The sequence below is a fragment of the Photorhabdus thracensis genome, assembly GCF_001010285.1.
Lineage (GTDB): Bacteria > Pseudomonadota > Gammaproteobacteria > Enterobacterales > Enterobacteriaceae > Photorhabdus > Photorhabdus temperata.
Genome location: NZ_CP011104.1, coordinates 4,729,277 through 4,753,470, shown reverse-complemented (window position 1 = coordinate 4,753,470; position 24,194 = coordinate 4,729,277). Strand labels below are relative to the sequence as shown.

The following is a 24,194-nucleotide window of genomic DNA, read 5'->3' as shown; positions in this document are numbered from 1 at the left end:
TAAATAGGAAAAATCAGGTATATCCCTTTGACATATTCTTCTTGGTGCTTATTATGGGATATATAAGAAGCATATCCCTGTGGAGGAGAATCTTATGGAGCAAACAACAGTATTTAAAAGTAACCGTTCTCAAGCAGTCAGACTTCCCAAAGCTGTAGCCCTGCCGGAAGAAGTGAAACGCGTTGATGTGGTTGCTGTGGGTCGTACTCGTATCATTACACCAGCGGGTGAGTCTTGGAACAGCTGGTTTGATGGTCCAGGTGTGACTGCCGATTTCATGGCAGAACGTGAACAGCCGCCAGTGCAAGAGCGTGAGGGGCTCTGATGCTGAAATACATGCTTGATACTTGTATCTGTATCTACACTCTCAAGAACCGGCCCCAGAAGGTGCGTGAAGCTTTTCTGCGTCATCACGGCCAATTGTGTATCAGCACGGTGACATTAATGGAACTGGTGAAAGGGGCGGAGAAATCAGGAAATCCAGAGGCTAATATGAAGGTAATTGAGGAATTCGCTGCCAGGTTGGAAGTGTTGAATTTCGATAATAGGGCTGCTATGCACTCTGGCCAAGTCATTGCAGAGCTTGAGCGGAACGGTTTGCGCATTGGGGCTTATGACAACCAGATAGCAGGACATGCTAGAAGTCAAGGACTGATTATCGTTACCAACAATGTGCGTGAATTTGAGCGAGTTTCTGGTCTTCGCGTGGAGAACTGGGCCAACTAAGGGGGTAATTACTGTATTTATTACTTTTTTTAACGAAGTGTTTTACATCGGAGATATTCATTATGGTGTCCACGATGAATTTGCGGACACCATTTTATCAGTTATTTCACCATATCAACTTATTCTATACAAAGTGCCCTTACTCTATTTCTTTTCTTTCTTCCGGGTTGTCATATTGTTAATCCAATCTTCCAATGTTTCCTTCTGTGCTTTCTCGAATGCGGGCCGCGCGTTTCTCCATGCTTCGTAACTCAGTTGATATTCTGCTTGTGGTAGAAGGTAAGTAGATTGAAATTCGATAGTGCCTTTATTATCTTCTAAAGCGATTATTGAAAACTCAGACCAATATAAGAAGCATGATACACCTCTTGACGATGTGGCCAGCACGTTTTGTACGAAATTAGATCGAGTCTGCTTCTTACCCGCATAGGATAATGCCGCGAGAGCCAATTGCCTCAAGGGGATTCTCATCTGGTCTCTCTCCAGATAAGTTAAACCGTGGAAGCTTTCTAGGAAAGAGTTGATCAAAACATCCATATTACGGCTTTTTTGAACAACATTTTGTACGCTTTTTGATATTAAGGAAAGGATCGGTACACCCGATAATTCTTTTGTAAATGCAAAGAAGTGTTCTTTATTACCTTTGCCTTCAGGATCTAACGCATTATAATCTGAAACTGCACGACATATATTCACTATAGTTTGCAGGCCTTCGGTAACGCTTACCGGATATTTATATGATGTGGCGGACTGTTTTGCAAGTAGTGCATAATTTTCTGTAGCTGCGGCGTTAGCTGGACTTTGTACTTTGGAATAATCTTCAAGATCGGAAATATCTGTGAAAATGTTATCTGAGCGTTGCCAATCTTTCAGCAACCTTGTTCCTCCTTTCTCAATATGTTCCATCCATTCTTGGGCTTTTTTTACTGCGTAATCAGGATTGCTTAAGATATTTTCCATGATTTCTGTCCTTTATAGATTTATTAAACTAGATATTGAATGTTAAAATACTGTTGAAAATAGGGAACGATATTGAATCCTATTTGCAACAATGCCTATAATCTGTTTATAAAAACATTTTAATTTATGTTTTTAGTCTGGTTGTCATACAGTCAATTAAATATTCGATTGATATTTTCTTTTCTTTCTCGAATGCCGGTTTTACATTTTCCCATGATGCTTGACTGAGATTATATTCTGCCTGTGAAAATTTATATCTGGATGTGAATTTTATAGTACTTTTATTATTCACTTTCTTTATTGTTAACACAGAGGAATACAATATAAGTGAAGCGCCATTTGGGGATTTAGTAAGAACGTATTGTACGAAATTGGATTGTCTTTCTTTCTCATCAGCATATGATAAAGCGGTATTAGCCAACGCTTTTAGATAGATTTTGATTGTAATTTTATCCTGAGGAGATAGTCCTCTAAAGGCTTGAACAAAAGAATCGATTAGGATATCGGTATCATGGCTTTGTTGAGTCACAATACTGGAGTCTGCCCACAGTAAAGAGAGAAATGGAACATTCGCTATTTCTTTTGTGAATGCAATGAACTTTTTCGCATTGCCATTACCTTCTGGTTTTAAAGGATCATAGCCTGAAGCTATCCGGCATAAGTTGATGATAGTTTGCAAACCTTCAGTGACGCTTACCGGGTATTTATATGATGTAGCAGATTTCTTTGTAAATATTGAGTATTCATTTGTTGCTGCTATACTGGCTGGGCTTTGCACGTCAGAAAGATTTTCAGGTTCCGGGGAAGGAGAAAAAATGTTATCGGGATATTCCTGTGTTTTCAGGTATCTTAGTTTTCCTTGTTTAATATACCCCAGCCACTCTTGAGCTTTTTTAAATTCATAGTCAGAGCTGGTGAATATATTCTTCATGATTATTTTCCTTATAAATTTATATAATTAACTATTGAATGTTTATTTTTAATTCAGGTTAATTCTGTCTTCAGGAAATATAATTTATTTTAGATCAATAAGATATGGTTTTATTTTGTGTGATAAATATATTTTCTGAAAGCTGGTAATATCTATGTCAATTGATAGAAATTGCATCTATGATATTTCCATAATAGTTTAAAAATACAATATGTAAAGTTTATTATCATAAAATTTGCTTTTAGGGTATTTTATAAAAATAACCCTTTATTATACAGTTTGATAATGTATTTATATCTGCTAATAATTCATTTTATTATCAATTATATGTTGATTTGTTTTTTGTTTATATTTATTTGAAATGAATAATTACAAGTAAGGATTGTTATTGATTATATTAACTTCTTGGTTGAAATGTTTTTGTCGTTTGATTCATCTTGTTTTATTGTTATTATAGACGAAAGGTAGAATAGCGGTAATAACGAAATTTTAAGAACTTATATTAATCAAGGGAAAGTCGGAGGTAAACCAGACAGTCAGCCAACACTGATATCCGTGAAAGAAGGATTATAACACTGGCCTGCCGGTGAAAGGTGGGCGAATCGAAAATTGAAAACAAAAATCCACGCAACCGCGTGGATTTTAAGTGATTTATTCAGCCTCTGAAACACCATGCGACGTCACGGGACATGAGTAATAATTTAGACATTAAACAAGAAATTCATCACATCGCCATCTTTAACGATATACTCCTTACCTTCTGAACGCATTTTTCCGGCCTCTTTTGCGCCTTGTTCGCCTTTATAAGTGATGAAATCTGCAAAAGCGATAGTTTGCGCACGGATAAAGCCTTTTTCAAAGTCAGTGTGGATCTTACCGGCAGCTTGCGGTGCAGTTGCGCCTACAGGGATTGTCCATGCCCGGACTTCTTTCACGCCGGCGGTGAAGTAAGTTTGCAGATTCAGTAACTGATAGCCAGCCCGGATAACGCGGTTTAAACCGGGCTCTTCCAGACCAAGTTCAGCCATAAACTCTTCACGTTCATCATCTTCCAGCTCTGCGATATCGGCTTCTACCGCAGCACAAACAGGTACGACAACCGATCCCTCTTTTTCTGCGATTGCACGAACAATATCCAGATGAGGATTGTTTTCGAAACCATCTTCGTTGACGTTAGCAATGTACATCGTGGGTTTCAGCGTCAGGAAACTCAAGTAGCGGATAGCGGCTTTCTCTTCGGCACTGAGATCCAATGCCCGCAGCATACCGGCTTGTTCCAGATGCGGCAGGCATTTTTCCAGCGCTTCCAGTTCGGCTTTGGCATCTTTATCGCCACCTTTGGCTTTTTTCTGGACACGATGAATGGCTCGCTCACAAGTGTCCAGATCGGAAAGGGCCAGTTCTGTATTGATGATCTCAATATCAGCGGCAGGGTCAACCTGACCGGAAACGTGAATGATATTGTCGTTGACGAAGCAACGTACAACATGGCCGATAGCTTCCGTTTCACGAATATTAGTCAGAAACTGGTTGCCCAGACCTTCACCTTTTGATGCGCCTTTCACCAGACCGGCAATATCGACGAATTCCATTGTGGTAGGCAGGATACGTTGAGGTTTTACAATTTGCGCCAGTTGCTCAAGCCGTGGATCGGGCATCGGTACTACACCGGTATTTGGTTCAATGGTGCAGAACGGGAAGTTTGCTGCTTCGATACCTGCTTTGGTCAGCGCATTGAATAATGTTGATTTCCCGACGTTAGGCAAGCCAACGATACCGCATTTGAATCCCATAAATTTTCACCTTAAATTACTTATAAATCAAAAGGCTGGAGTAGCCTTTGTGATGAATCAGAAAAAATTGGCGCCATTATACACGGAATGGCGAGCTATCACGATCCCGCAAATAGGATTTATCTATTCTGTGTCGTCAGGCACTGGCTTTGAAGCTGTGCAAGCGGTTGATCGCTTTATCCATACCTTGTTTCATCAGAATATCAGTGCAGCGCAGAGCTTCATCAATCGCGTCATCAATCAGCTTTTGTTCACTGGTCGGTGGTTTTCCCAGCACAAAGCCAATAACTTTATTTTTATCGCCCGGATGACCGATACCAATACGTAAGCGATAGAAGTTAGGATTATTACTAAATTTGTTTTGGATATCTTTCAAACCATTATGGCCGCCATGACTTCCGCCCAGCTTCATTTTTGCCACTCCCGGCGGTAAATCGAGTTCATCATGTGCCACCAGAATTTCATCCGGTTGGATACGGTAAAAGGAGGCGAGGGCCGCGACAGATTTACCGCTGAGGTTCATAAATGTTGTCGGGACTAACAGACGAACATCATGGCCGCATATATTAATCCGGGCGGTGTAACCGAAAAATTTACTCTCTTCTTTCAATGGCTGATTGTGGCTCTGCGCCAGCAGGTCGAGGTACCAGGCCCCGGCGTTGTGCCGGGTTTGGGCATATTCAGCACCAGGATTAGCCAGACCGACAATTAATTTTATGTTACCCACTATTTTTCTTCACTTTTAATAGTAAAAACAATAAAGAGGGGTAGTTTACCTGTCAGGTGCGACGAGTACAAAGTTCAGTTTGATGACTCTTCCCTTTAAGTGATTACTGATGGTTATCGATCGATAAGTCATTTTCATTTAGATAAGTTTTCAAAAGTAAGTGTGGATACATAATCACGAGTAGAGACAAGTAAAGAGTGAAGGTTATCTCTGTTAGTTGTGATCGTGTCCGCAATGACCTTTTAGCAAATAGAGCTATACTCTATAGTACAAGTAAACATATGTTTCTTGACTTTAGGTTCTTAGTGAGCACGAAGAGTGTTGGAGGTAACATATGAAACGTCAGAGTGCCTTCATAGTTGGTAATGTATTGATGGGTGTTGGTATGTTGACTATCGTTAGCAGCCTGGCTTATACATTACTGCCCCATATCTTCGGTTTTGGCTGGCCTGAGTTTTTATCTGAAGCAGCGCTATTGGGAGTTTTTATTGGTGCTCTTGTTTGGTTAGCTGGTGCTGGTGTGGGAGGCCGGGAAGGTGTGGCAGATCGTTACTGGTGGTTGAAAAATTACGATGAGCGTTATCGTCGTGGTGATCATCGGTATCCATAACAAAAACAGTGTTAGTTAGAATTTTTGCTAATGGAGGAATATTATTATGACTCCGGATAAGCAGAAAACCCGTTGAAGTTCTTGGCAACGGGTTTTTTCTTAAGCGCGATTTATGGATGAAACTTAGTGTTCAAACATCGCAGAGATTGACTCTTCATTACTGATGCGGCGGATCGCTTCAGCTAACATACCGGATAAAGTCAGAGTACGAACTTTATTCAGCGCCTTGATTTCAGCAGACAATGGGATGGTGTCACAGACAACCACTTCATCAATAACCGAGTTTTTGATGTTGTCCACCGCGTTGCCGGAGAAAATCGGGTGAGTTGCATAGGCAAATACACGTTTAGCTCCACGCTCTTTCAATGCTTCAGCCGCTTTGCATAATGTACCGCCGGTATCAATCATGTCATCAACCAGTACGCAGTCGCGACCAGCAACATCACCAATAATGTGCATCACCTGAGAAACGTTAGCCCGTGGCCGGCGTTTATCAATGATAGCCATATCCGTGTCATTCAGCAGTTTAGCGATAGCACGGGCGCGGACAACACCGCCAATATCCGGGGAAACAACGATAGGGTTTTCCAATTCTTGCTGCAACATATCTTCCAGCAGGATCGGACTACCAAATACGTTATCAACCGGAACGTCAAAGAAACCCTGGATCTGTTCAGCATGCAGATCAACTGTCAGTACGCGGTCTACGCCGACACTGGACAGGAAGTCTGCGACAACTTTTGCGGTAATCGGCACACGGGCTGAACGGACCCGGCGGTCCTGACGGGCATAACCGAAATAAGGGATTACTGCGGTAATACGTCCGGCGGAGGCACGGCGCAGTGCATCAACCATAACGACCAATTCCATCAAGTTGTCGTTAGTCGGTGCACAAGTGGACTGGATGATGAAAATATCACCACCGCGTACATTTTCGTTAATTTGTACGCTGACTTCACCGTCGCTGAAACGACCGACAGCAGCGTCTCCAAGATTGGTGTACAGGCGGTTGGCAACACGTTGTGCTAGTTCAGGAATGGCGTTACCAGCAAAAAGCTTCATATCGGGCACGAGAAAAACCTCAGGCTTGCGTCCAGAGAGATATTGTTGACCAATGCTCAAATGAACGATATCTGTTCATTGGTTCAATAACCGGGTATCCCAGAGCGGAAATTGTGCAAAGGTGAATTGTTGACGCCACGCGCAACAAAACCCTGCAACCACTCAGGGGCTTGATTTAACACCTTACGGGCCGATCCTTCTGATTCAAATTCGCCGAATACACATGCACCGGTCCCTGTCAGGCGTGACGGCGCGTATTCTAGCAGCCATGAAAGAAGCTGTTCAACCTTACGAAAACGTTTTCTTACAAGAGATTCGCAATCATTTGCGTACGGAGCCTGTAATAATGCGGGCAGAGAGCGAATTGGTGTATCACGTTTTAATTCCGGATCTGTGAAGACGCGCAGAGTTGGGATCTCAATCCCAGGGTGAGCAATCAGATACCATTTCTCTTCCGGCTTTGCTATGTGCAGGATTTCACCAATACCTTCTGCGAATGCGGCGTGGCCTTTGATAAAGACCGGCACATCAGCGCCAAGACTTACGCCGAGGGTTGCCAGTGTCTCGTCTGTGAGGCTGGTTTGCCAGTGGTAATTCAGGGCAATCAGTACGGTAGCGGCATTCGATGAACCGCCTCCTAATCCACCGCCCATGGGCAGACGCTTGTTGATACAGATATCTGCACCTTGATGAGCAATGCCAGTGCCGTGTTGATGGCTGTAGGATTGCAATAGACGCGCCGCGCGAACAATTAGGTTGTTATCGTGTTCTACACCTTTTACCGGTGTCAGTAAGCGGATTTCATTATCCTGACGTGGAGTGATGGTAATTTCATCACCATAATCCAGAAACTGAAACAAGGTTTGCAGCTGGTGATAACCATCAGCACGGCGACCGGTGATATAGAGAAACAGGTTAAGTTTTGCCGGTGAAGGCCAGGTCAGCGTCATTATTTTGTGGTCCAGTTATCCATTTTCAGCTTAATGCGGCGGTCGCCCTGAGTCAGTTCAAGGCGGTCAGGAAGAGGAGGGGTTATGGCGGTATCGTAGGATTGATAATTAACCTGCCATGTTGCGCTATGTTGTTGATAGTTTAAGGTTTTCAACAGATAGTTAGCATCCAGCTTGAAGTCTTTTGCGTCACCGGGCAGACCGGTTATCCAATGTCGCAGATTATCCAGTGGAATATCCATATCGGTGAGTTGATAAATGATCTCTTCAGGATTATCACTGAAATATTTTTTACCCTGGCTATCGGTTAATTGTGTCATGCCGGGTTGAACGACCAGTTCTAATTCAGTGCTGCCCAGAGGATTCGTTAATAATAAACGGTAGCGCTCAGGGTTATATTGTTGCCAGAAAAAGCGGGCATAAACTTTCTTTTCATTAGCCAGATAGGCAAAAGATCCACGGGTCTGGTATTGGTTCAGTTGCTGTAGTTGTTGTATGTGTGCCCGCCACTGAGGGGAGTTTGCCGAACCGGATCCACCAGGTTGCGTTAATGTACAGGCGGTCAACAGCACGCAAGAGAGTGGCAGCAGACGGAATAGTGATAATTTTTGCATTGGCTTCATCAGCAATCTCTGATTAATAACGTGAAAATTCTTACACCACTTAATAATGAAGAATGGTGCATTAATCCAGTTAAATCTCAAAAAATATCCTGAATAATGAGATTAGACGTGGTTGATCGTCTTTTATTGAACGGAGGTATCAAGTAGAATGCACAGCTAATTAAGAGTCCTTATTAAGGGTGATGATTTCATCAAAACAAGATGTTTTTTACGATGAACTGCCTTCCTGCTGATAATTCAATATGACTTTGTTAGCACTTGGTATCAACCATAAAACCGCTCCTGTATCCCTGCGTGAACGAGTGACTTTTTCACCGGACACTATCAGTGAAGCACTCGGCAACCTTCTCCAGCAACCCCTGGTGAGGGGGGGAGTTGTATTGTCAACGTGTAACCGTACAGAGCTTTATCTCAGTGTAGAACAGCAGGATAATCTGTATGAGCAATTAATTAATTGGTTGTGTGAATATCACCAGCTTAATCCCAAGGATCTAAAATCCAGTATTTACTGGCATCATGATAATGAAGCCGTCAGCCACTTGATGAGAGTGGCTAGTGGGCTGGATTCGTTGGTACTTGGAGAACCTCAGATCCTTGGGCAAGTGAAGAAAGCATTTGCCGAGTCGCAGGACAGCCATTCTTTATCGCGTGAGTTGGAGCGATTGTTTCAAAAATCATTTTCTGTCGCCAAGCGTGTCAGGACTGAAACAGAGATTGGTTCAAATGCGGTTTCCGTCGCTTTTGCGGCTTGTACCCTGGCGCGGCAGATTTTTGAAACACTTTCTGAACTGAATATTTTGCTGGTTGGTGCTGGGGAAACCATTGAGCTGGTTGCCCGCCATCTGAAAGAGCATCGGGTGCATCATATGATGATTGCTAACAGAACGAGAGAGAAGGCGCAGGTATTGGCTGACGAAGTTCAGGCGGAAGTGATCACTTTACCTGAAATTGATACACGTTTAGCCGAAGCTGATATTGTCATCAGTTCAACCGCCAGCCCTTTGCCTATTATTGGCAAAGGTATGGTTGAACGTGCATTAAAGTTACGCCGTAACCAACCCATGTTGCTCGTTGATATCGCGGTTCCCCGCGATGTAGAGCCTGATGTGGAAAAATTAAATAACGTCTATCTCTATAGTGTTGATGATTTGCAGGCAATTATTCAGCGCAATCTTGCACAGCGCAAAGCGGCGGCTGTTCAGGCTGAATATATTGTTCAGCAGGAAAGCGGTTATTTTATGGACTGGTTGCGTTCGCAAGGTGCAGTCAACTCAATCCGTGAATATCGTGCTCAGGCAGAACAGATGCGGGCTGAAATGACAGCCAAAGCGCTGGCTGCTATCAACCAGGGGGCTGACTTGGAACAGACAATCAACCAATTGACTCATCAATTGACGAATCGTCTGATGCATGCTCCTACCAAATCACTCCAGCAGGCTGCCAGCAATGGTGACCTGGAGCGTCTTAATTTATTACGTGACAGCCTAGGGCTGAAACATAATTAACCATATCTCGGAATAGGGTCTGAAATCACGAATGAAGCCTTCTATTGTTGCTAAATTGGAAGCATTACAAGAACGTCACGAAGAAGTTTTGGCTCACCTCAGCGATGCTGATGTGATTGCTGATCAGGAACGTTTCCGCGCTTTGTCACGGGAATATGCCCAACTGACGGATGTGACGAATTGCTTTAAGGTCTGGCGCATGGTGCAGGATGACCTTAAGGCCGCTGAAATAATGCTTGATGACCCTGAAATGCGGGAAATGGCACAGGAAGAGATCAAGGACGCCAAGGTTCGTAATGAGGAGTTAGAGCAGCAGTTGCAATTGTTGCTGCTACCGAAAGATCCTGATGATGAACGCAACTGCTTTCTTGAAGTTCGCGCCGGAACCGGGGGGGATGAAGCGGCTATTTTCGCCGGGGATTTGTTTCGTATGTACAGCCGTTATGCTGAATCCCGTCGTTGGAAAGTCGAGGTGATGAGCGCCAATGACGGTGAGCATGGTGGTTATAAAGAAATTATCGCTAAAGTTTCCGGCGAACAGGTTTATGGTCATCTGAAATTTGAATCTGGTGGTCACCGTGTTCAGCGTGTACCGGAAACTGAATCGCAAGGGCGGATTCACACTTCTGCCTGTACCGTTGCGGTTTTGCCGGAGATTCCAGAAGCAGAATTGCCGGAAATCAGCCCAAGTGATTTGCGTATTGATACGTTCCGCTCGTCTGGCGCCGGTGGTCAGCACGTCAACACCACGGATTCCGCTATCCGTATCACGCATATTCCAACCGGCATTGTGGTTGAGTGTCAGGATGAGCGTTCTCAACATAAAAACAAAGCGAAAGCGATGTCGGTATTGGCAGCGCGTATTCGTGCCGCTGAAGTGCGTAAGCGCCAGGAAGCAGAAGCCTCGGAGCGCCGTAACTTGCTGGGTTCAGGTGATCGTTCAGATCGCAATCGTACTTACAACTTCCCGCAAGGGCGGGTGACGGATCACCGTATTAACCTGACCTTGTACCGCCTTGATGAAGTGATGGAAGGCAAACTGGATATGCTTGTTCAGCCGATCGTTAATGAATATCAGGCCGATCAATTATCAGCGTTGTCAGAGCAGGATTGATGGATTATCAATCCTGGCTTAAACAAGCCACAATACAGTTATCAGCCAGTGATAGCCCTAAACGGGATGCGGAGATTTTGTTGGGGCTCGTCACTCACCATTCCCGAACTTACCTATTGGCATTCGGGGAAACGCAACTCTGTTCAGAGCAGTTTAGCCAGCTTGAAACATTATTGGCTCGCCGGGTAAAAGGTGAACCCATTGCTTACATTACCGGCGAACGCGAATTCTGGTCGTTGCCATTAAATGTTTCGCCTGCCACATTGATCCCGCGGCCTGACACGGAGTATCTGGTTGAAAAAGCGCTTGAACGGCTTTCACCGGCGCCTTGCCACATTCTGGATTTGGGAACCGGCACCGGTGCGATTGCGTTGGCGATTGCCAGTGAGCGCCCTGATTGCCGGGTTACCGGGGTTGATATCAATCCTGATGCGGTCATTCTGGCGCAGGGTAACGCTGAAAAACTGAAAATACAAAATGTGGATTTTCTGCAAAGCAGTTGGTTCTCTTCGTTGAATAATCAACAACTTGCTATGATTGTGAGTAATCCGCCTTACATTGATGAAGCCGATCCACATCTGTTTCAAGGTGATGTGCGGTTTGAGCCAGAGAGTGCATTAATTGCGGCGGAACAGGGAACGGCCGATCTAAAGACAATTATTAATTTGTCACGTCATTTTCTGTTACCTGATGGATGGTTGTTGCTGGAGCATGGTTGGAAACAGGGAGACGCTGTAAGAAGCCTGTTTTCTGAGAGTGGTTATCAGCGGGTGGCTACTTTTCAGGATTATGGCGGTAATGAGCGAATAACACTGGGTCAGTGGAAAAGTGATGAAAGCCATAGCTGATTATGAATTTAATAACGCATCTTTAAGTAGCGGTATTCTGTTAATATCCGGAGCCATTCGCTCCGATTTTCCTCAGAATTCAGTGGAGAAGCAGCTTCAGGTATTGATTGATGAAGCCAGACGTGAAATATCTCCACAGATGAACAGAGAGGAACAGCTGGAAAAATTACTCAGGCTGTTTTATCAGAACTGGAAATTTGGCGGCGCCAGTGGTGTTTATTGTCTGTCAGATACATTGTGGTTGGATAAAGTACTGCAAACTCGTCAAGGTTCTCCTGTGGTTTTAGGGATCATTCTTATTCATATTGCTCAGGCTTTAGAACTGCCCTTTATGCCGGTTGTTTTTCCGACACAGTTGATTTTGCGTGTTGATTACCCGGATAAACCGGTGAGATTTATTAATCCAACCAATGGCGAAGCGCTGAGTGAACATATGCTTGATGTGTGGTTAAAAGGTAATATTAGCCAGACAGCTAAATTGACGGCGGATGATTTGCAGGAAGCCGATAATATCAGCATCGTATGTAAAGTGCTGGAGACCATAAAAGTCGCGTTAATGGAAGAAGGGCAGTTGGAACTGGCGCTGAAAGCCAGTGAAGCCGTTCTGATGTTTGATCCCGATGACCCATATGAAATACGTGATAGAGGGCTTATTTATGCCGAGCTTGATTGTAATCATATTGCGGTTTCTGATTTGAATTATTTTGTCGAGCATTGCCCAGAAGATCCGGTCGCAGAAATGATCAGAATGCAGATATACTCCATTGAGCAGCAATATATCGTGTTGCACTGATATTGCTCTGTACTGATTTATCTGGTTAATTTATTTGCCCTTAACAGAAGGTATAAGTATGCAACAGAAAGTGGTTAATATTAGTGATATCAAGGTCGCTAACGATCTGCCGTTTGTTCTCTTTGGTGGTATGAATGTCCTTGAGTCACGGGATTTGGCCATGAGTATTTGTGAGCACTATGTGACAGTGACACAAAAACTGGGCATTCCTTATGTTTTCAAAGCTTCCTTTGATAAAGCAAACCGATCATCAATTCACTCTTACCGTGGCCCTGGGCTGGAAGAGGGAATGAAGATTTTTCAGGAGCTGAAACAAACTTTTGGTGTGAAAATTATTACTGACGTGCATGCGCCAGTACAGGCGCAGGCGGTGGCGGAAGTGGTTGATGTGATCCAACTTCCGGCATTTCTGGCACGCCAGACTGATTTGGTTGAGGCAATGGCCCGCACCGGCGCGGTGATTAACGTTAAAAAGCCACAGTTTATCAGCCCAGCCCAGATGGGGAATATTGTTGAAAAATTCAAAGAAGGCGGCAACGATCAGGTGATCTTGTGTGATCGTGGCAGCAACTTTGGTTATGACAATTTGGTTGTGGATATGCTGGGTTTCAATGTCATGGTTCAGGCCACGGGGGGGCATCCTGTGATTTTTGATGTAACTCATTCACTGCAATGCCGTGATCCGTTTGGTGCCGCGTCGGGTGGTCGTCGTGCTCAGGTGGCTGAACTGGCGCGTGCGGGAATGGCAGTTGGTATTGCCGGCCTGTTCCTTGAAGCTCATCCCGATCCGGTAAATGCGATGTGCGATGGCCCATCAGCGTTGCCGTTGGCAAAACTTGAGCCATTCCTGCTCCAGATGAAAGCGATTGATGACGCAGTAAAAAGCTTCCCTCAACTGGATACCAGCAAATAATTTGGTTATCAAATGATGAATGTGTTTGGCGCTGGTTTACAGCGCCATTATTGGGAAAAGGCTGACTAAGCTCTTTTTTCAATGGTTTCAGTTATCCATTTTTCAATTGAAATTCAATTCTTCCATTGCCCGTGGCAATGTTGCATGGAAACTGAGATGGTTTTCAACCAATTGAACTCTGGCTCTGGCCAGTGTTTTTAACGGCTGAAATGGAATATCGCAAACAGCAATATATTTATCCTTACCCACTTCATCAATAAAGCGCTGGAAAGCGTGCAGCCCACCGGCATCCAGCACAGGAACGGCATCCCACTGCATGAGGATCGTCTGATAACCTGCGCTTTCTTCCTTTAATTCTGTAAAGATACGTTCAGCCGCAGCGAAGAATAACGGGCCATTGATACGAACAACCAGCAGACTTTTATCCCCATTTGTTTGTGGCAATTGGCTGATACGGGTCATATTGGCTATCCGACGCATAAACAGCAGTGAGGCTAACACGATACCAATTGTAATCGCGATGACCATATCAAACAGTACCGTGAACGACATACAAAGAATCAGCACAATAATGTCATCCCTTGGTGCGCGACGGATCAGATCGATAACTTTATGTATCTCGCTCATATTCCAGGCGACCATGAGCAACAGGGCGGACATGGCGGCCAGCGGAAGATAGGAGAGCATTGGCGCCAATGCCAGTAAAGTTAATAACACCAGCAGAGAGTGAACAATTGCCGAAACCGGTGATGTTGCGCCGGCTCTGATGTTTGCTGCTGATCGGGCAATAGCCGCGGTAGCGGTAATACCCCCGAAGAACGGTACAGCGATATTTCCCAACCCCTGACCAATTAATTCGCTGTTTGAGTGGTGCTTTTTACCTGTCATACCATCCAAAACAACGGCGCAAAGCAGTGATTCAATAGCACCTAACATTGCCATTGAAAAGGCCGCGGGCAATAAAGCTGAAACTGTTGTCCAACTTATATCAATGTGATGAGAGTCCATGTCAGGTAAACGCCACGGTAAAACGAATTGAGGAAGGGTGGGGGGGATCCCTTGGCCCTGTGTACCGTCATTCAAGATGTAACTGAATTCAGAACCGATAGTAACAACATCCTGACCAAATAAATTCATTATCCCCATTACAGCGGTTCCCGCGATCAAGGCTGGAAGATGCCCGGGTAATTTCAGCCCAAGCTTAGGCCAGTAAATCAGAACGGAAAGTGTCGCCAGCCCAATCAGCGTATCACTTAAATGCAGCGTTGGCAGTGCCTGAAACAGCGCGGCAACCTTATCAATATAACTCTCTGGTACATGTTCCAATTGCAGACCAAAAAAATCTTTTACCTGCATGGTGGCGATAGTGATGGCGATCCCCGAAGTAAAACCCAGTGTCACCGGTAGAGGAATATACTCTATCAATTTGCCAAAGCGGGCTAACCCCATTACCAGCAGGATAATCCCTGACATTAATGTCGCAATGAGCAAGCCACTCAGACCAAATTGCTGGGATACCGGATAGAGAATGACAACGAAAGCGGCTGTAGGGCCGGAAACACTATAGCGTGAGCCGCCGGTTACCGCGATAACAATACCGGCGATAGCGGCGGTGTAAAGCCCGTATTGTGGCGCAACACCACTGCCAATAGCCAGTGCCATAGCGAGTGGGATAGCGATAATACCGACAGTAATACCGGCAATAATATCTTTAATTAAACGGGTAAAAGAGTAGGGTTCTTTCCAGCAAGCATCAATTACAGCACTAAACGGCCGTATGCCGTTCATTCTACGAGTTTTCATCTGTGCATAAACCAAAAAAATAAAAGGAAAAAGCAATAAGGTCATTATAATCCAAATTGCAGGAATAATGCTTTTAGTTCAAAACGATAGCGCCATACATCAAACTCAATGTGAATAGCTTAGCGGCAGGGAAGTGAAAAGTAAAAGGGAGAATAATGCTTTTATCATTGGGTCATATCTTGGAATCGATTCTATTAGGTATTTATTCTTATTGGTGAATTTTATTAAGCTAATTTCATAAGTAATATAATCAATATTCTTAGATTTAATGCCATATATTTTTTTGTTAATTGTAGAGTTATAATGTTTTATTTTTATAATGAATCAACCTGGTTGATAATAATTTATAATTGTTATTGTTGTAGAGTTAAATAATTGATTGTGTATTTTATACTTGTATTTATTATGCAAGAATTAAATTAGTCATATCAAATGATTTCATAATTTATCTTTCTTTAATGTTTCTTAAATATTAGATTAATAATTTGACAGATATAAGAACCCACCCTATATGATACAAAACAGACTATGAATATAGAGCGCATGGTTTGATTTTCATGAAAGAAAAATAATAATTTTGAGGTTAATAATATGATTATATTAGGTATTAGTGGCCTTCCTAATTCTCAACGTTTTATGCGGGAGAATTACCCGGGTGTGAGTAAATTAGACGAGCGCATTTGTCAGGGGGTAGATAGTGCAGCCTGTTTGATGATTGATGGAAAAGTTGTTGCCGCTGCTGCGGAAGAACGCTTTACCGGAGAGAAAGGCACGGGACAGTTTCCTGTTCATGCCATTAACTATTGTTTGGCGGAAGCGGGCCTTATGCAAGATGATATACAGGTTATTGCCCACGGTTTTAATTATGATCACTATCGCCGTTTTTTCATGTGGAACCAAAAAATGTTCGAGGGTGCCTTCAGTAGCAAAACAGTGATTGACGCATTCGCTTCAGCTGGATGGCAGAATATTGAACCGCGTTTTCAAGCGGTAGATCATCATTTGGCTCATGCGGCGTCAGCCTTTTATCCCAGTGGTTTCCCCTCTGCACTTTGTGTTGTTTCAGATGGTATGGGTGAAATAGAATCTTTGAGTATTTATCTTGCTAAAGACCAGCAATTTCAAAAATTGTACAGTCAGCCAATTAGTTCTTCATTAGGTGAGCTTTACTCTATCTGTACCCGGTTCCTTGGCTTTGTATTTAATCGTGATGAATATAAAGTCATGGTACTTGCCGCCTATGGTAACCCTGAGCGATACCGTCATATTTTCAATGAATTAGCCCAATTCGATGCAGATAGTGGATCAATACGTGTAAATTGGTCACCGCAACTGTTTGATAATGCGGAATATGGTTTTCCTGTTGCGATGGCGCAACTCAGCGATATGTTTGGTCTTACACCGAGAAATGAAGATGACACTTTATTGGATGTTCATCAGGATTTTGCTGCGGGATTGCAGGAAAAATTCGCACTTTTGCTGAAACAGTTAGTTACGTATTGGCTGCAAAAAACGGGTGAAACGTCACTTTGTCTTGCCGGCGGATCATTTTTAAATTGCAAAGCCAATCAGGTCCTTTGTCAGCTTGATGAGGTGAAAAATGCCTTTATCCAACCTGCATCGGGTGATGATGGTACTTCTTTGGGGGCGGCGCTTTTTGTTGCCGGTAAATACCACAATAATTCAGATCATTACTTTAATCCCTATCTCGGCCCGCGCTTCTCAACAGATGAAGTTCGTAATGCATTATTCCGGCATGGTTGTAATGCGGGAATGAAATGGCGTTATTTGGGATTGAACGATGATTATTTTGCTTCCGCGGCTAACGATATCGCGGAAGACAAAATCATTGCCTGGTTTCATGATCGGATGGAATTTGGCCCGAGAGCACTTGGCAATCGTTCGATTCTCGCGCTTCCGGCAGGTGAAGGAATAAAAGACAGAATTAACAGCACGGTGAAGTTTCGTGAGGCTTTCCGTCCATTTGCGCCTGCCATTTTGGATGAGGACTGCGATATTATGTTTGAGACCCGAAATCTGCCGCCGACCCGATATATGCTTTGCACTGCTGACGTAAAACCAGAAATGGTAGGGCCGGTCTCCGGTATTGTCCATGCTGATGGAACGGCATGTATTCAGCTTGTGGAACGTACTTTTAACGAGACTTTTTGGCGGTTATTGAAGGCGGTACAGGAGATAACCGGTTACGGTTGTCTGGTGAATACTTCATTTAACGTTAAGGGACAGCCACTTATCATGTCACCTGATGTTGCGATAGATGCGTTTTTGAAAACCTCACTGGATAAGCTTTATATTGAGGGATTTGTCGTGTGGAAAGAATAACGTTGAAATCCTGAGGAAAATGGTTGAATTGAATAAAGCTTCGGTCAATTGATTATTGTCGATTCCTTGGAGTAAATGTGTTTCCTTGTCGCCTTAGAAGAATATCTGGATATGATATTTGATGATATGGGAACACATCCTTTCAATTTGGAGAGTAAGGGTTGCTTGCTGGACAACATAAGGTAATTATCGAGCATTTAACTATATTGTAAGGGCAGCATAATGATAATATTAACTGACAATATAAGAAAAATATGTTAATACATCAATGTAAAAAATGGATTCAGAAACGATAAATACCTACGATTAATTTTTTAATTTATTAAATATGATGGTCTTCCTTTTCATGCTATTGATCATTACGGAACGTTGCCTCACTGCCTAATTTATATATAATTTAATTCATAAATAGGGTAATAATTTGCATGGATATTATCACGCATAAAAATAGCGACTCTTTTTGTTTAAACTTTTCATTAACAAATCTTGTTGATATGAAAGTTTTGGTTTGCTATTTTAACAGGTATTGACAAATTAGGTCAGGCAGTATGCTGATGAAGGTCACAGGTCAAATGCCACATAGTCAGAATCTCATTTTCTGGATATTTTATTATTTACATTGCCATAACACAAAAATACGAGAAGTAAGTTATTGATATAACGAGTTTGCAAGAGGGTCAAACAGCAACTTAAGCTGAAATTACCCTATTAAATGGATGGTAAATATGACTAAAAAAATTTCATTCATTATTAACGGCCAAGTTGAAGCATTTCCTGAAAGTGATGATTTAGTGCAATCTATTAGCTTTGGTGATAATAGTATTCATCTGCCAATATTGAATGAGTCTCAAGTAAAAGGCATTATTGATTATAATAAAAACAATGAATTACAGTTGCATAACATTATCAACTTTCTCTATACAGTAGGGCAAAGATGGAAAAATGAAGAATATTCAAGACGCAGGACATACATTCGTGACCTGAAAAAATACATGGGATATTCAGAAGCAATGGCCAAGCTGGAGGCCAACTGGATATCTATGATTTTGTGTTCTAAAGGTGGTCTTTATGATGTTGTAAACAATGAGCTTGGTTCTCGCCATATCATGGATGAATGGTTACCTCAGGATGAAAGTTATATTAGAGCTTTTCCGAAAGGTAAATCTGTACACCTGTTGGCCGGTAATGTTCCATTATCGGGTATCATGTCAATATTACGCGCAATTTTGACAAAGAATCAATGCATTATAAAAACCTCCTCCTCCGATCCTTTTACCGCTAATGCATTAGCGTTAAGCTTTATTGATGTAGACCCTAATCATCCGATAACGCGCTCTTTGTCTGTTATATATTGGCAACATCAAGGTGATACATCACTCGCAAAAGAGATGATGCAACATGCGGATGTGATTGTCGCTTGGGGTGGGGAAGAGGCGATTAATTGGGCTGTAAAACATGCGCCACCCTATATTGACGTAATTAAATTTGTCTCTAAGAAGAGTTTCTGCATTATTGATGACCCTGTTGACTTGACGTCCGCAGCGACAGGTGCGGCCCATGATGTTTGTTTTTACGATCAACAAGCTTGTTTTTCCACCCAAAACATATACTACATGGGAAGTCATTATGAAGAATTTAAGCTAGCGTTGATAGAAAAACTGAACTTATATGCGCATATATTACCAAACGCCAAAAAAGACTTTGATGAAAAGGCAGCCTATTCCTTAGTTCAAAAAGAGAGCTTGTTTGCTGGATTAAAAATAGAGGTTGATGCTCATCAGCGCTGGATGATTATTGAGTCAAATGCGGGTGTGGAACTTAATCAACCACTTGGCAGATGTGTGTACCTTCATCACGTCGATAATATTGAGCAAATATTGCCTTATGTTCAGAAAAACAGGACACAAACCGTATCTGTTTTTCCTTGGGAGGCCGCATTTAAGTATCGGAACGAATTAGCATTAAAAGGTGCTGAACGGATTGTAGAAGCAGGAATGAATAACATATTTCGAGTGGGTGGATCCCATGATGGAATGAGACCGTTACAACGATTAGTGACATATATTTCTCATGAAAGGCCATCTCATTATACGGCTAAGGATGTTGCGGTCGAAATAGAACAGACCCGATTCCTGGAAGAAGATAAGTTCCTTGTATTTGTCCCTTAACTAGGTAAAAAGTATGGAAAATGCATCCAGATATAAAACCATCGACCATGTTATTTGTGTTGAAGGAAATAAAAAAATTCATGTCTGGGAAACGCTGCCGGAAGAAAACAGTCTAAAAAGAAAGAATGCAATTATCATTGCATCTGGCTTTGCCCGGAGAATGGATCATTTTGCTGGTCTGGCGGAATATTTGTCACGGAATGGATTTCATGTGATTCGCTATGATTCACTTCACCATGTTGGATTGAGTTCGGGGACAATTGATGAATTTACCATGTCTATAGGAAAACAGAGTCTGTTAGCCGTAGTTGATTGGTTAAATACACGAAAAATACATAACCGTGGTATTTTGGCTTCAAGCTTATCTGCACGGATAGTTTATGCAAGCCTGTCTGAAATCAATGCTTCGTTTTTAATCACTGCGGTTGGTGTTGTTAACTTAAGATATACTCTCGAAAGAGCTTTAGGATTTGATTATCTCAGTTTGCCCATTGATGAATTGCCTAATAATTTGGATTTTGAAGGCCATAAATTGGGTGCTGAAGTCTTCGCGAGAGATTGCGTTGATTTTGGTTGGGAAGATTTAACTTCCACAATTAATAGCATGATGCATCTTGATATACCGTTTATTGCTTTTACTGCAAATAACGACGATTGGGTAAAACAAGATGAAGTCATCAAATTGTTATCAAATATTCGTAGTAATCGATGCAAGATATATTCTTTGCTAGGAGGTTCACATGATTTGGGTGAGAACTTAGTGGTCCTGCGCAATTTTTATCAATCAGTGACGAAAGCGGCTATCGCGATGGATAATGGCAGTTTGGATATCGATATTGATATGATTGAGCCGTCATTTGAACATCTGACTATTGCGACAGTCAATGAACGCCGAATGAAAATTGAGATTGAAAATCAAACAATTTCGCTGTCTTAACTCTATCACTCAGATAGAAACAGAAGGACTATCTATGAAATTCGGAAACTTTTTGCTTACATACCAACCACCTCAACTTTCTCAAACCGAGGTAATGAAACGTTTGGTTAAATTAGGCCGCGTCTCTGAGGAGTGTGGTTTTGATACTGTATGGTTACTGGAGCATCATTTCACGGAGTTTGGTTTGCTTGGTAACCCTTATGTCGCTGCTGCATATCTACTTGGTGCAACCAAAAAACTCAATGTAGGGACTGCTGCTATTGTTCTCCCCACTGCTCATCCAGTACGCCAACTTGAAGATGTGAATTTGCTGGATCAAATGTCAAAAGGGCGATTTAGGTTTGGTATTTGCCGGGGGCTTTACAACAAAGACTTTCGTGTATTTGGCACAGATATGGATAACAGCCGCGCCTTAATGGAGTGCTGGTACGGGTTGATAAAAAATGGCATGGCAGAGGGATATGTCGAAGCTGCCAATGAGCATATCAGCTTCAATAAGGTAAAAGTCAGCCCGACGGCATATAGTAAAGGCGGCGCACCTGTTTATGTGGTGGCTGAATCAGCCTCAACCACTGAGTGGGCTGCTCAATTTGGCTTGCCGATGATCTTAAGCTGGATTATCAATACTAACGAAAAGAAAGCACAACTTGAGCTCTATAACGAAGTGGCTCAAGAACATGGGCACGATATTCATAATATCGACCATTGCTTATCATATATAACATCTGTAGACCATGATTCAATAAAAGCGAAAGAGATCTGCCGGAATTTTCTGGGCCACTGGTATGATTCTTATGTCAATGCCACGACCATTTTTGATGATTCAGACCAAACAAAAGGTTATGATTTCAATAAAGGGCAGTGGCGTGACTTTGTATTAAAAGGACATAAAAATACTAATCGCCGCATTGATTACAGTTACGAAATCAATCCCGTAGGAACGCCGAAGGAGTGCATTGACATAATCCAAAAAGACATTGACGCCACAGGAATATCAAATATTTGTTGTGGGTTTGAAGCTAATGGAACAGTAGATGAAATTATTGCTTCCATGAGGCTTTTCCAGTCTGATGTCATGCCATTTCTCAAAGAAAAACAACGTTCGCTATTATACTAGCTAAGGAAAATGAAATGAAATTTGGATTGTTCTTCCTTAACTTCATCAATTCAACAATTGTTCAAGAACAAAGTATAGCCCGTATGCAGGAAATAACGGAGTATGTTGATAAACTGAATTTTGAACAGATTTTGGTGTATGAAAATCATTTTTCAGGTAATGGCATTGTCGGTGCTCCTCTGACTGTTTCTGGTTTTTTGCTCGGTCTAACTGAAAAAATTAAAATTGGTTCATTGAATCACGTCATTACAACTCATCACCCTGTCCGAATAGCGGAGGAAGCTTGCTTATTGGATCAGTTGAGCGAAGGGAGATTTATTTTAGGATTGAGTGATTGCGAAAAAAAAGATGAAATGCATTTTTTTAACCGCCCTGATAAATACCAACAGCAACTCTTTGAACAGTGTTATGAAATTATTAACGATGCTTTAACAACAGGCTATTGTAATCCAGATAACGATTTTTATAGTTTTCCCAAAATATCCGTAAACCCTCATGCTTATACACAAGGCGGGCCTCGGAGATATGTAACGGCAACGAGTCATTATGTCGTTGAGTGGGCAGCCCAAAAAGGCATTCCTCTTATCTTTAAGTGGGATGATTCCAATGATGTCAGACATGAGTATGAGGAAAGGTATAAAATCATTGCTGATAAACAGGGTATTGACCTATCAGCTATAGATCATCAGTTAATGATATTGGTTAACTTTAACGAAGATAGTCAGAAAGCTAAAGAAGAAACACGTGCATTTATAAGTAATTATGTTTCTGAAATGCACCCTGATGAAAATCTCGAAAAGAAACTTGAAGAAATAATCACAGAAAATGCCGTCGGAGATTATATGGAATGTATAACTGCGGCTAAATTGGCGATTGAAAAGTGTGGTGCAAAAAGCGTATTACTGTCCTTTGAACCAATGAATGACTTGATGAGCCAGAAAAACACAATCGATATTGTTAATGATAATATTAGGAAGTATCACATGTAATAAAAGAGTATGGCAGCAGCGCTGCCATCATTCCTAATATTATCTGTAGAGGGTAAAAACAGGTATGACTTCATACGTTAATAAACAAGAAATCACAGCAAGCTCAGAGATTGATGATTTGATTTTTTCGAGCGATCCATTAGTTTGGTCTTATGATGAACAGGAACAAATCAGAAAAAAACTTGTGCTTGATGCATTTCGTAATCACTATAAACATTGTCAAGAATACCGTCGTTATTGTCAGGCACATAAAGCAGATGACAATGTTACGGAAATTGATGACATACCTGTATTCCCAACATCAGTTTTTAAGTTTACTCGCTTATTAACTTGTCAGGAAAACGAGATTGAAAGTTGGTTCACTAGTAGCGGCACGAATGGTTTAAAAAGTCTGGTAGCGCGTGACAGACTAAGTATTGAGAGACTTTTAGGTTCTGTGGGTTATGGCATGAAATATATTGGTAGTTGGTTTGATCATCAAATGGAATTGGTCAACTTGGGGCCCGACAGATTTAATGCTCATAACATTTGGTTTAAATATGTTATGAGCCTGGTGGAGTTGCTATATCCTACAACATTCACCGTAACAGAAGAACGGATAGATTTTGTTAAAACATTAAATAGTCTTGAACGAATAAAAAGTCAAGGAAAAGATATTTGTCTTATCGGTTCGCCATACTTTATCTATTTGCTCTGCAATTATATGAAAGATAAAAATATCTCATTTTCTGGAGATCAAAGCCTTTATATCATAACGGGGGGAGGCTGGAAAAGTTACCAAAAAGAATCCCTGAAACGCGACGATTTCAATCAGCTTCTATTCGATACCTTCAACCTCAGTAATATGAGTCAGATCCGCGATATATTTAATCAAGTTGAACTCAACACTTGTTTCTTTGAGGATGAGATGCAACGTAAACATGTTCCGCCGTGGGTATATGCGCGAGCACTTGATCCTGAAACGTTGAAACCTGTGCCTGATGGAATGCCGGGTTTGATGAGTTATATGGATGCGTCATCAACGAGTTACCCGGCATTTCTTGTCACCGATGATATCGGGATAATCAGAAGAGAATATGGTAAGTATCCTGGTGTGCTCGTTGAAATTTTACGTCGTGTTAATACGAGGACACAGAAAGGGTGTGCTTTAAGCTTAACTCAAGCATTTGACAATTAACGTCGCTAATGATTTTCGATGTCCATATGCTTACATGATGAGAAATTTGTTATTTTCCAATTACGGACATTATAAATAATCACTTATATAAAAAATTTCATATTA

22 protein-coding genes are annotated in these 24,194 nt (G+C 42.0%); 14 read left to right on the top strand and 8 right to left on the bottom strand.

The window, feature by feature from the left end:
- The first annotated feature begins 94 nt into the window (after positions 1-94).
- Complete coding sequence (vapB, locus tag VY86_RS20690; protein WP_046976381.1) at positions 95-325, top strand: type II toxin-antitoxin system VapB family antitoxin; 231 nt, start codon at positions 95-97, stop codon at positions 323-325.
- On the top strand, positions 325-726 hold the full coding sequence (gene vapC / locus VY86_RS20685) for a type II toxin-antitoxin system tRNA(fMet)-specific endonuclease VapC (RefSeq protein ID WP_046976380.1): 402 nt from the start codon (positions 325-327) through the stop codon (positions 724-726). Before vapB ends, vapC begins: the two co-directional genes overlap by 1 nt.
- A 144-nt stretch (positions 727-870) precedes the next feature.
- On the opposite strand, the gene VY86_RS20680 is transcribed toward vapC, so the two are convergent.
- The 4 genes from VY86_RS20680 to pth all read right to left on the bottom strand — a co-directional run bounded on the left by VY86_RS20680 (position 871) and on the right by pth (position 5,137).
- Positions 871-1,686: a hypothetical protein gene (locus tag VY86_RS20680; protein ID WP_158020000.1), complete on the bottom strand. Its 816-nt coding sequence runs from the start codon at positions 1,684-1,686 to the stop codon at positions 871-873.
- 124 nt (positions 1,687-1,810) lie between these two features.
- Entirely contained in the window at positions 1,811-2,617 is an 807-nt protein-coding gene (locus VY86_RS20675) for a hypothetical protein (protein ID WP_046976379.1), read from the bottom strand.
- A gap of 701 nt (positions 2,618-3,318) precedes the next feature.
- Positions 3,319-4,410 (bottom strand): redox-regulated ATPase YchF, encoded by a 1,092-nt coding sequence (ychF, locus tag VY86_RS20670; protein WP_046976378.1) that lies wholly within the window; start codon positions 4,408-4,410, stop codon positions 3,319-3,321.
- Between the two features lie 136 nt (positions 4,411-4,546).
- A complete protein-coding gene (gene pth, locus VY86_RS20665) occupies positions 4,547-5,137 on the bottom strand; it encodes an aminoacyl-tRNA hydrolase (protein ID WP_046976377.1) in 591 nt (196 codons plus the stop codon).
- 334 nt (positions 5,138-5,471) lie between these two features.
- On the opposite strand from pth, the gene ychH reads away from it, so the two are divergent.
- Positions 5,472-5,747: a stress-induced protein YchH gene (ychH, locus tag VY86_RS20660; RefSeq protein ID WP_021325124.1), complete on the top strand. Its 276-nt coding sequence runs from the start codon at positions 5,472-5,474 to the stop codon at positions 5,745-5,747.
- 123 nt (positions 5,748-5,870) lie between these two features.
- Here the strand turns inward: ychH and prs are convergent, their stop codons facing one another.
- The 3 genes from prs to lolB form a co-directional block, all read right to left on the bottom strand.
- The gene (gene prs, locus VY86_RS20655; protein WP_021325123.1) at positions 5,871-6,818 is read right to left on the bottom strand and encodes a ribose-phosphate diphosphokinase; all 948 of its coding nucleotides are present in this window, start codon (positions 6,816-6,818) and stop codon (positions 5,871-5,873) included.
- Between the two features lie 74 nt (positions 6,819-6,892).
- Positions 6,893-7,759, bottom strand: a complete 867-nt coding sequence (gene ispE, locus VY86_RS20650; RefSeq protein ID WP_046976376.1) for a 4-(cytidine 5'-diphospho)-2-C-methyl-D-erythritol kinase — start codon at positions 7,757-7,759, stop codon at positions 6,893-6,895.
- A complete protein-coding gene (gene lolB / locus VY86_RS20645; protein WP_082111318.1) occupies positions 7,759-8,382 on the bottom strand; it encodes a lipoprotein insertase outer membrane protein LolB in 624 nt (207 codons plus the stop codon). Before lolB ends, ispE begins: the two co-directional genes overlap by 1 nt.
- A 242-nt stretch (positions 8,383-8,624) precedes the next feature.
- Between lolB and hemA the strand changes: the two genes are divergently transcribed.
- From hemA to kdsA, 5 genes are read left to right on the top strand one after another with little or no spacing between them, the layout of a single operon-like run.
- Positions 8,625-9,887: a glutamyl-tRNA reductase gene (gene hemA, locus VY86_RS20640; protein WP_046976374.1), complete on the top strand. Its 1,263-nt coding sequence runs from the start codon at positions 8,625-8,627 to the stop codon at positions 9,885-9,887.
- A 31-nt stretch (positions 9,888-9,918) separates the two neighbouring features.
- Complete coding sequence (gene prfA / locus VY86_RS20635) at positions 9,919-11,001, top strand: peptide chain release factor 1 (RefSeq protein ID WP_046976373.1); 1,083 nt, start codon at positions 9,919-9,921, stop codon at positions 10,999-11,001.
- Positions 11,001-11,849 (top strand): peptide chain release factor N(5)-glutamine methyltransferase, encoded by an 849-nt coding sequence (gene prmC, locus VY86_RS20630; RefSeq protein WP_046976372.1) that lies wholly within the window; start codon positions 11,001-11,003, stop codon positions 11,847-11,849. Before prfA ends, prmC begins: the two co-directional genes overlap by 1 nt.
- Positions 11,833-12,642 carry an invasion regulator SirB1 gene (gene sirB1 / locus VY86_RS20625; RefSeq protein ID WP_046976371.1) on the top strand — a complete coding sequence of 270 codons (810 nt, stop codon included), beginning with the start codon at positions 11,833-11,835 and terminating at the stop codon, positions 12,640-12,642. The genes prmC and sirB1 overlap by 17 nt, the downstream gene beginning before the upstream one ends.
- A 58-nt stretch (positions 12,643-12,700) precedes the next feature.
- Positions 12,701-13,555: a 3-deoxy-8-phosphooctulonate synthase gene (gene kdsA / locus VY86_RS20620; protein ID WP_046976370.1), complete on the top strand. Its 855-nt coding sequence runs from the start codon at positions 12,701-12,703 to the stop codon at positions 13,553-13,555.
- Positions 13,556-13,657: 102 nt separating this feature from the next.
- Here kdsA and dauA read toward each other — a convergent pair whose 3' ends face one another.
- Positions 13,658-15,358, bottom strand: a complete 1,701-nt coding sequence (gene dauA / locus VY86_RS20615) for a C4-dicarboxylic acid transporter DauA (protein ID WP_046977008.1) — start codon at positions 15,356-15,358, stop codon at positions 13,658-13,660.
- Between the two features lie 591 nt (positions 15,359-15,949).
- Here dauA and VY86_RS20610 point away from each other — a divergent pair.
- The 6 genes from VY86_RS20610 to luxE all read left to right on the top strand — a co-directional run bounded on the left by VY86_RS20610 (position 15,950) and on the right by luxE (position 24,089).
- The gene (locus VY86_RS20610; RefSeq protein WP_046976369.1) at positions 15,950-17,701 is read left to right on the top strand and encodes a carbamoyltransferase family protein; all 1,752 of its coding nucleotides are present in this window, start codon (positions 15,950-15,952) and stop codon (positions 17,699-17,701) included.
- A 725-nt stretch (positions 17,702-18,426) separates the two neighbouring features.
- Positions 18,427-19,869 (top strand): long-chain-fatty-acyl-CoA reductase LuxC, encoded by a 1,443-nt coding sequence (luxC, locus tag VY86_RS20605; RefSeq protein ID WP_046976368.1) that lies wholly within the window; start codon positions 18,427-18,429, stop codon positions 19,867-19,869.
- Positions 19,870-19,882: 13 nt separating this feature from the next.
- A complete protein-coding gene (locus tag VY86_RS20600) occupies positions 19,883-20,806 on the top strand; it encodes an acyl transferase (RefSeq protein WP_046976367.1) in 924 nt (307 codons plus the stop codon).
- A 34-nt stretch (positions 20,807-20,840) separates the two neighbouring features.
- On the top strand, positions 20,841-21,923 hold the full coding sequence (gene luxA, locus VY86_RS20595) for a luciferase subunit alpha (protein WP_046976366.1): 1,083 nt from the start codon (positions 20,841-20,843) through the stop codon (positions 21,921-21,923).
- 14 nt (positions 21,924-21,937) lie between these two features.
- Entirely contained in the window at positions 21,938-22,912 is a 975-nt protein-coding gene (gene luxB / locus VY86_RS20590; protein ID WP_046976365.1) for a luciferase subunit beta, read from the top strand.
- Positions 22,913-22,976: 64 nt separating this feature from the next.
- Positions 22,977-24,089: a long-chain-fatty-acid--protein ligase LuxE gene (gene luxE, locus VY86_RS20585; RefSeq protein ID WP_046976364.1), complete on the top strand. Its 1,113-nt coding sequence runs from the start codon at positions 22,977-22,979 to the stop codon at positions 24,087-24,089.
- Positions 24,090-24,194 lie beyond the last annotated feature (105 nt).

What these genes read in the sequence shown, in the direction of transcription:
- vapB (WP_046976381.1), top strand. Translation starts at nt 95, where the DNA reads ATGGAGCAAACAACAGTATTTAAAAGTAACCGTTCTCAAGCAGTCAGA.
- vapC (WP_046976380.1), top strand. Translation starts at nt 325, where the DNA reads ATGCTGAAATACATGCTTGATACTTGTATCTGTATCTACACTCTCAAG.
- VY86_RS20680 (WP_158020000.1), bottom strand. Translation starts at nt 1,686, where the DNA reads ATGGAAAATATCTTAAGCAATCCTGATTACGCAGTAAAAAAAGCCCAA.
- VY86_RS20675 (WP_046976379.1), bottom strand. Translation starts at nt 2,617, where the DNA reads ATGAAGAATATATTCACCAGCTCTGACTATGAATTTAAAAAAGCTCAA.
- ychF (WP_046976378.1), bottom strand. Translation starts at nt 4,410, where the DNA reads ATGGGATTCAAATGCGGTATCGTTGGCTTGCCTAACGTCGGGAAATCA.
- ychH (WP_021325124.1), top strand. Translation starts at nt 5,472, where the DNA reads ATGAAACGTCAGAGTGCCTTCATAGTTGGTAATGTATTGATGGGTGTT.
- ispE (WP_046976376.1), bottom strand. Translation starts at nt 7,759, where the DNA reads ATGACGCTGACCTGGCCTTCACCGGCAAAACTTAACCTGTTTCTCTAT.
- lolB (WP_082111318.1), bottom strand. Translation starts at nt 8,382, where the DNA reads ATGAAGCCAATGCAAAAATTATCACTATTCCGTCTGCTGCCACTCTCT.
- hemA (WP_046976374.1), top strand. Translation starts at nt 8,625, where the DNA reads ATGACTTTGTTAGCACTTGGTATCAACCATAAAACCGCTCCTGTATCC.
- prfA (WP_046976373.1), top strand. Translation starts at nt 9,919, where the DNA reads ATGAAGCCTTCTATTGTTGCTAAATTGGAAGCATTACAAGAACGTCAC.
- prmC (WP_046976372.1), top strand. Translation starts at nt 11,001, where the DNA reads ATGGATTATCAATCCTGGCTTAAACAAGCCACAATACAGTTATCAGCC.
- sirB1 (WP_046976371.1), top strand. Translation starts at nt 11,833, where the DNA reads ATGAAAGCCATAGCTGATTATGAATTTAATAACGCATCTTTAAGTAGC.
- kdsA (WP_046976370.1), top strand. Translation starts at nt 12,701, where the DNA reads ATGCAACAGAAAGTGGTTAATATTAGTGATATCAAGGTCGCTAACGAT.
- dauA (WP_046977008.1), bottom strand. Translation starts at nt 15,358, where the DNA reads ATGAAAACTCGTAGAATGAACGGCATACGGCCGTTTAGTGCTGTAATT.
- VY86_RS20610 (WP_046976369.1), top strand. Translation starts at nt 15,950, where the DNA reads ATGATTATATTAGGTATTAGTGGCCTTCCTAATTCTCAACGTTTTATG.
- luxC (WP_046976368.1), top strand. Translation starts at nt 18,427, where the DNA reads ATGACTAAAAAAATTTCATTCATTATTAACGGCCAAGTTGAAGCATTT.
- VY86_RS20600 (WP_046976367.1), top strand. Translation starts at nt 19,883, where the DNA reads ATGGAAAATGCATCCAGATATAAAACCATCGACCATGTTATTTGTGTT.
- luxA (WP_046976366.1), top strand. Translation starts at nt 20,841, where the DNA reads ATGAAATTCGGAAACTTTTTGCTTACATACCAACCACCTCAACTTTCT.
- luxB (WP_046976365.1), top strand. Translation starts at nt 21,938, where the DNA reads ATGAAATTTGGATTGTTCTTCCTTAACTTCATCAATTCAACAATTGTT.
- luxE (WP_046976364.1), top strand. Translation starts at nt 22,977, where the DNA reads ATGACTTCATACGTTAATAAACAAGAAATCACAGCAAGCTCAGAGATT.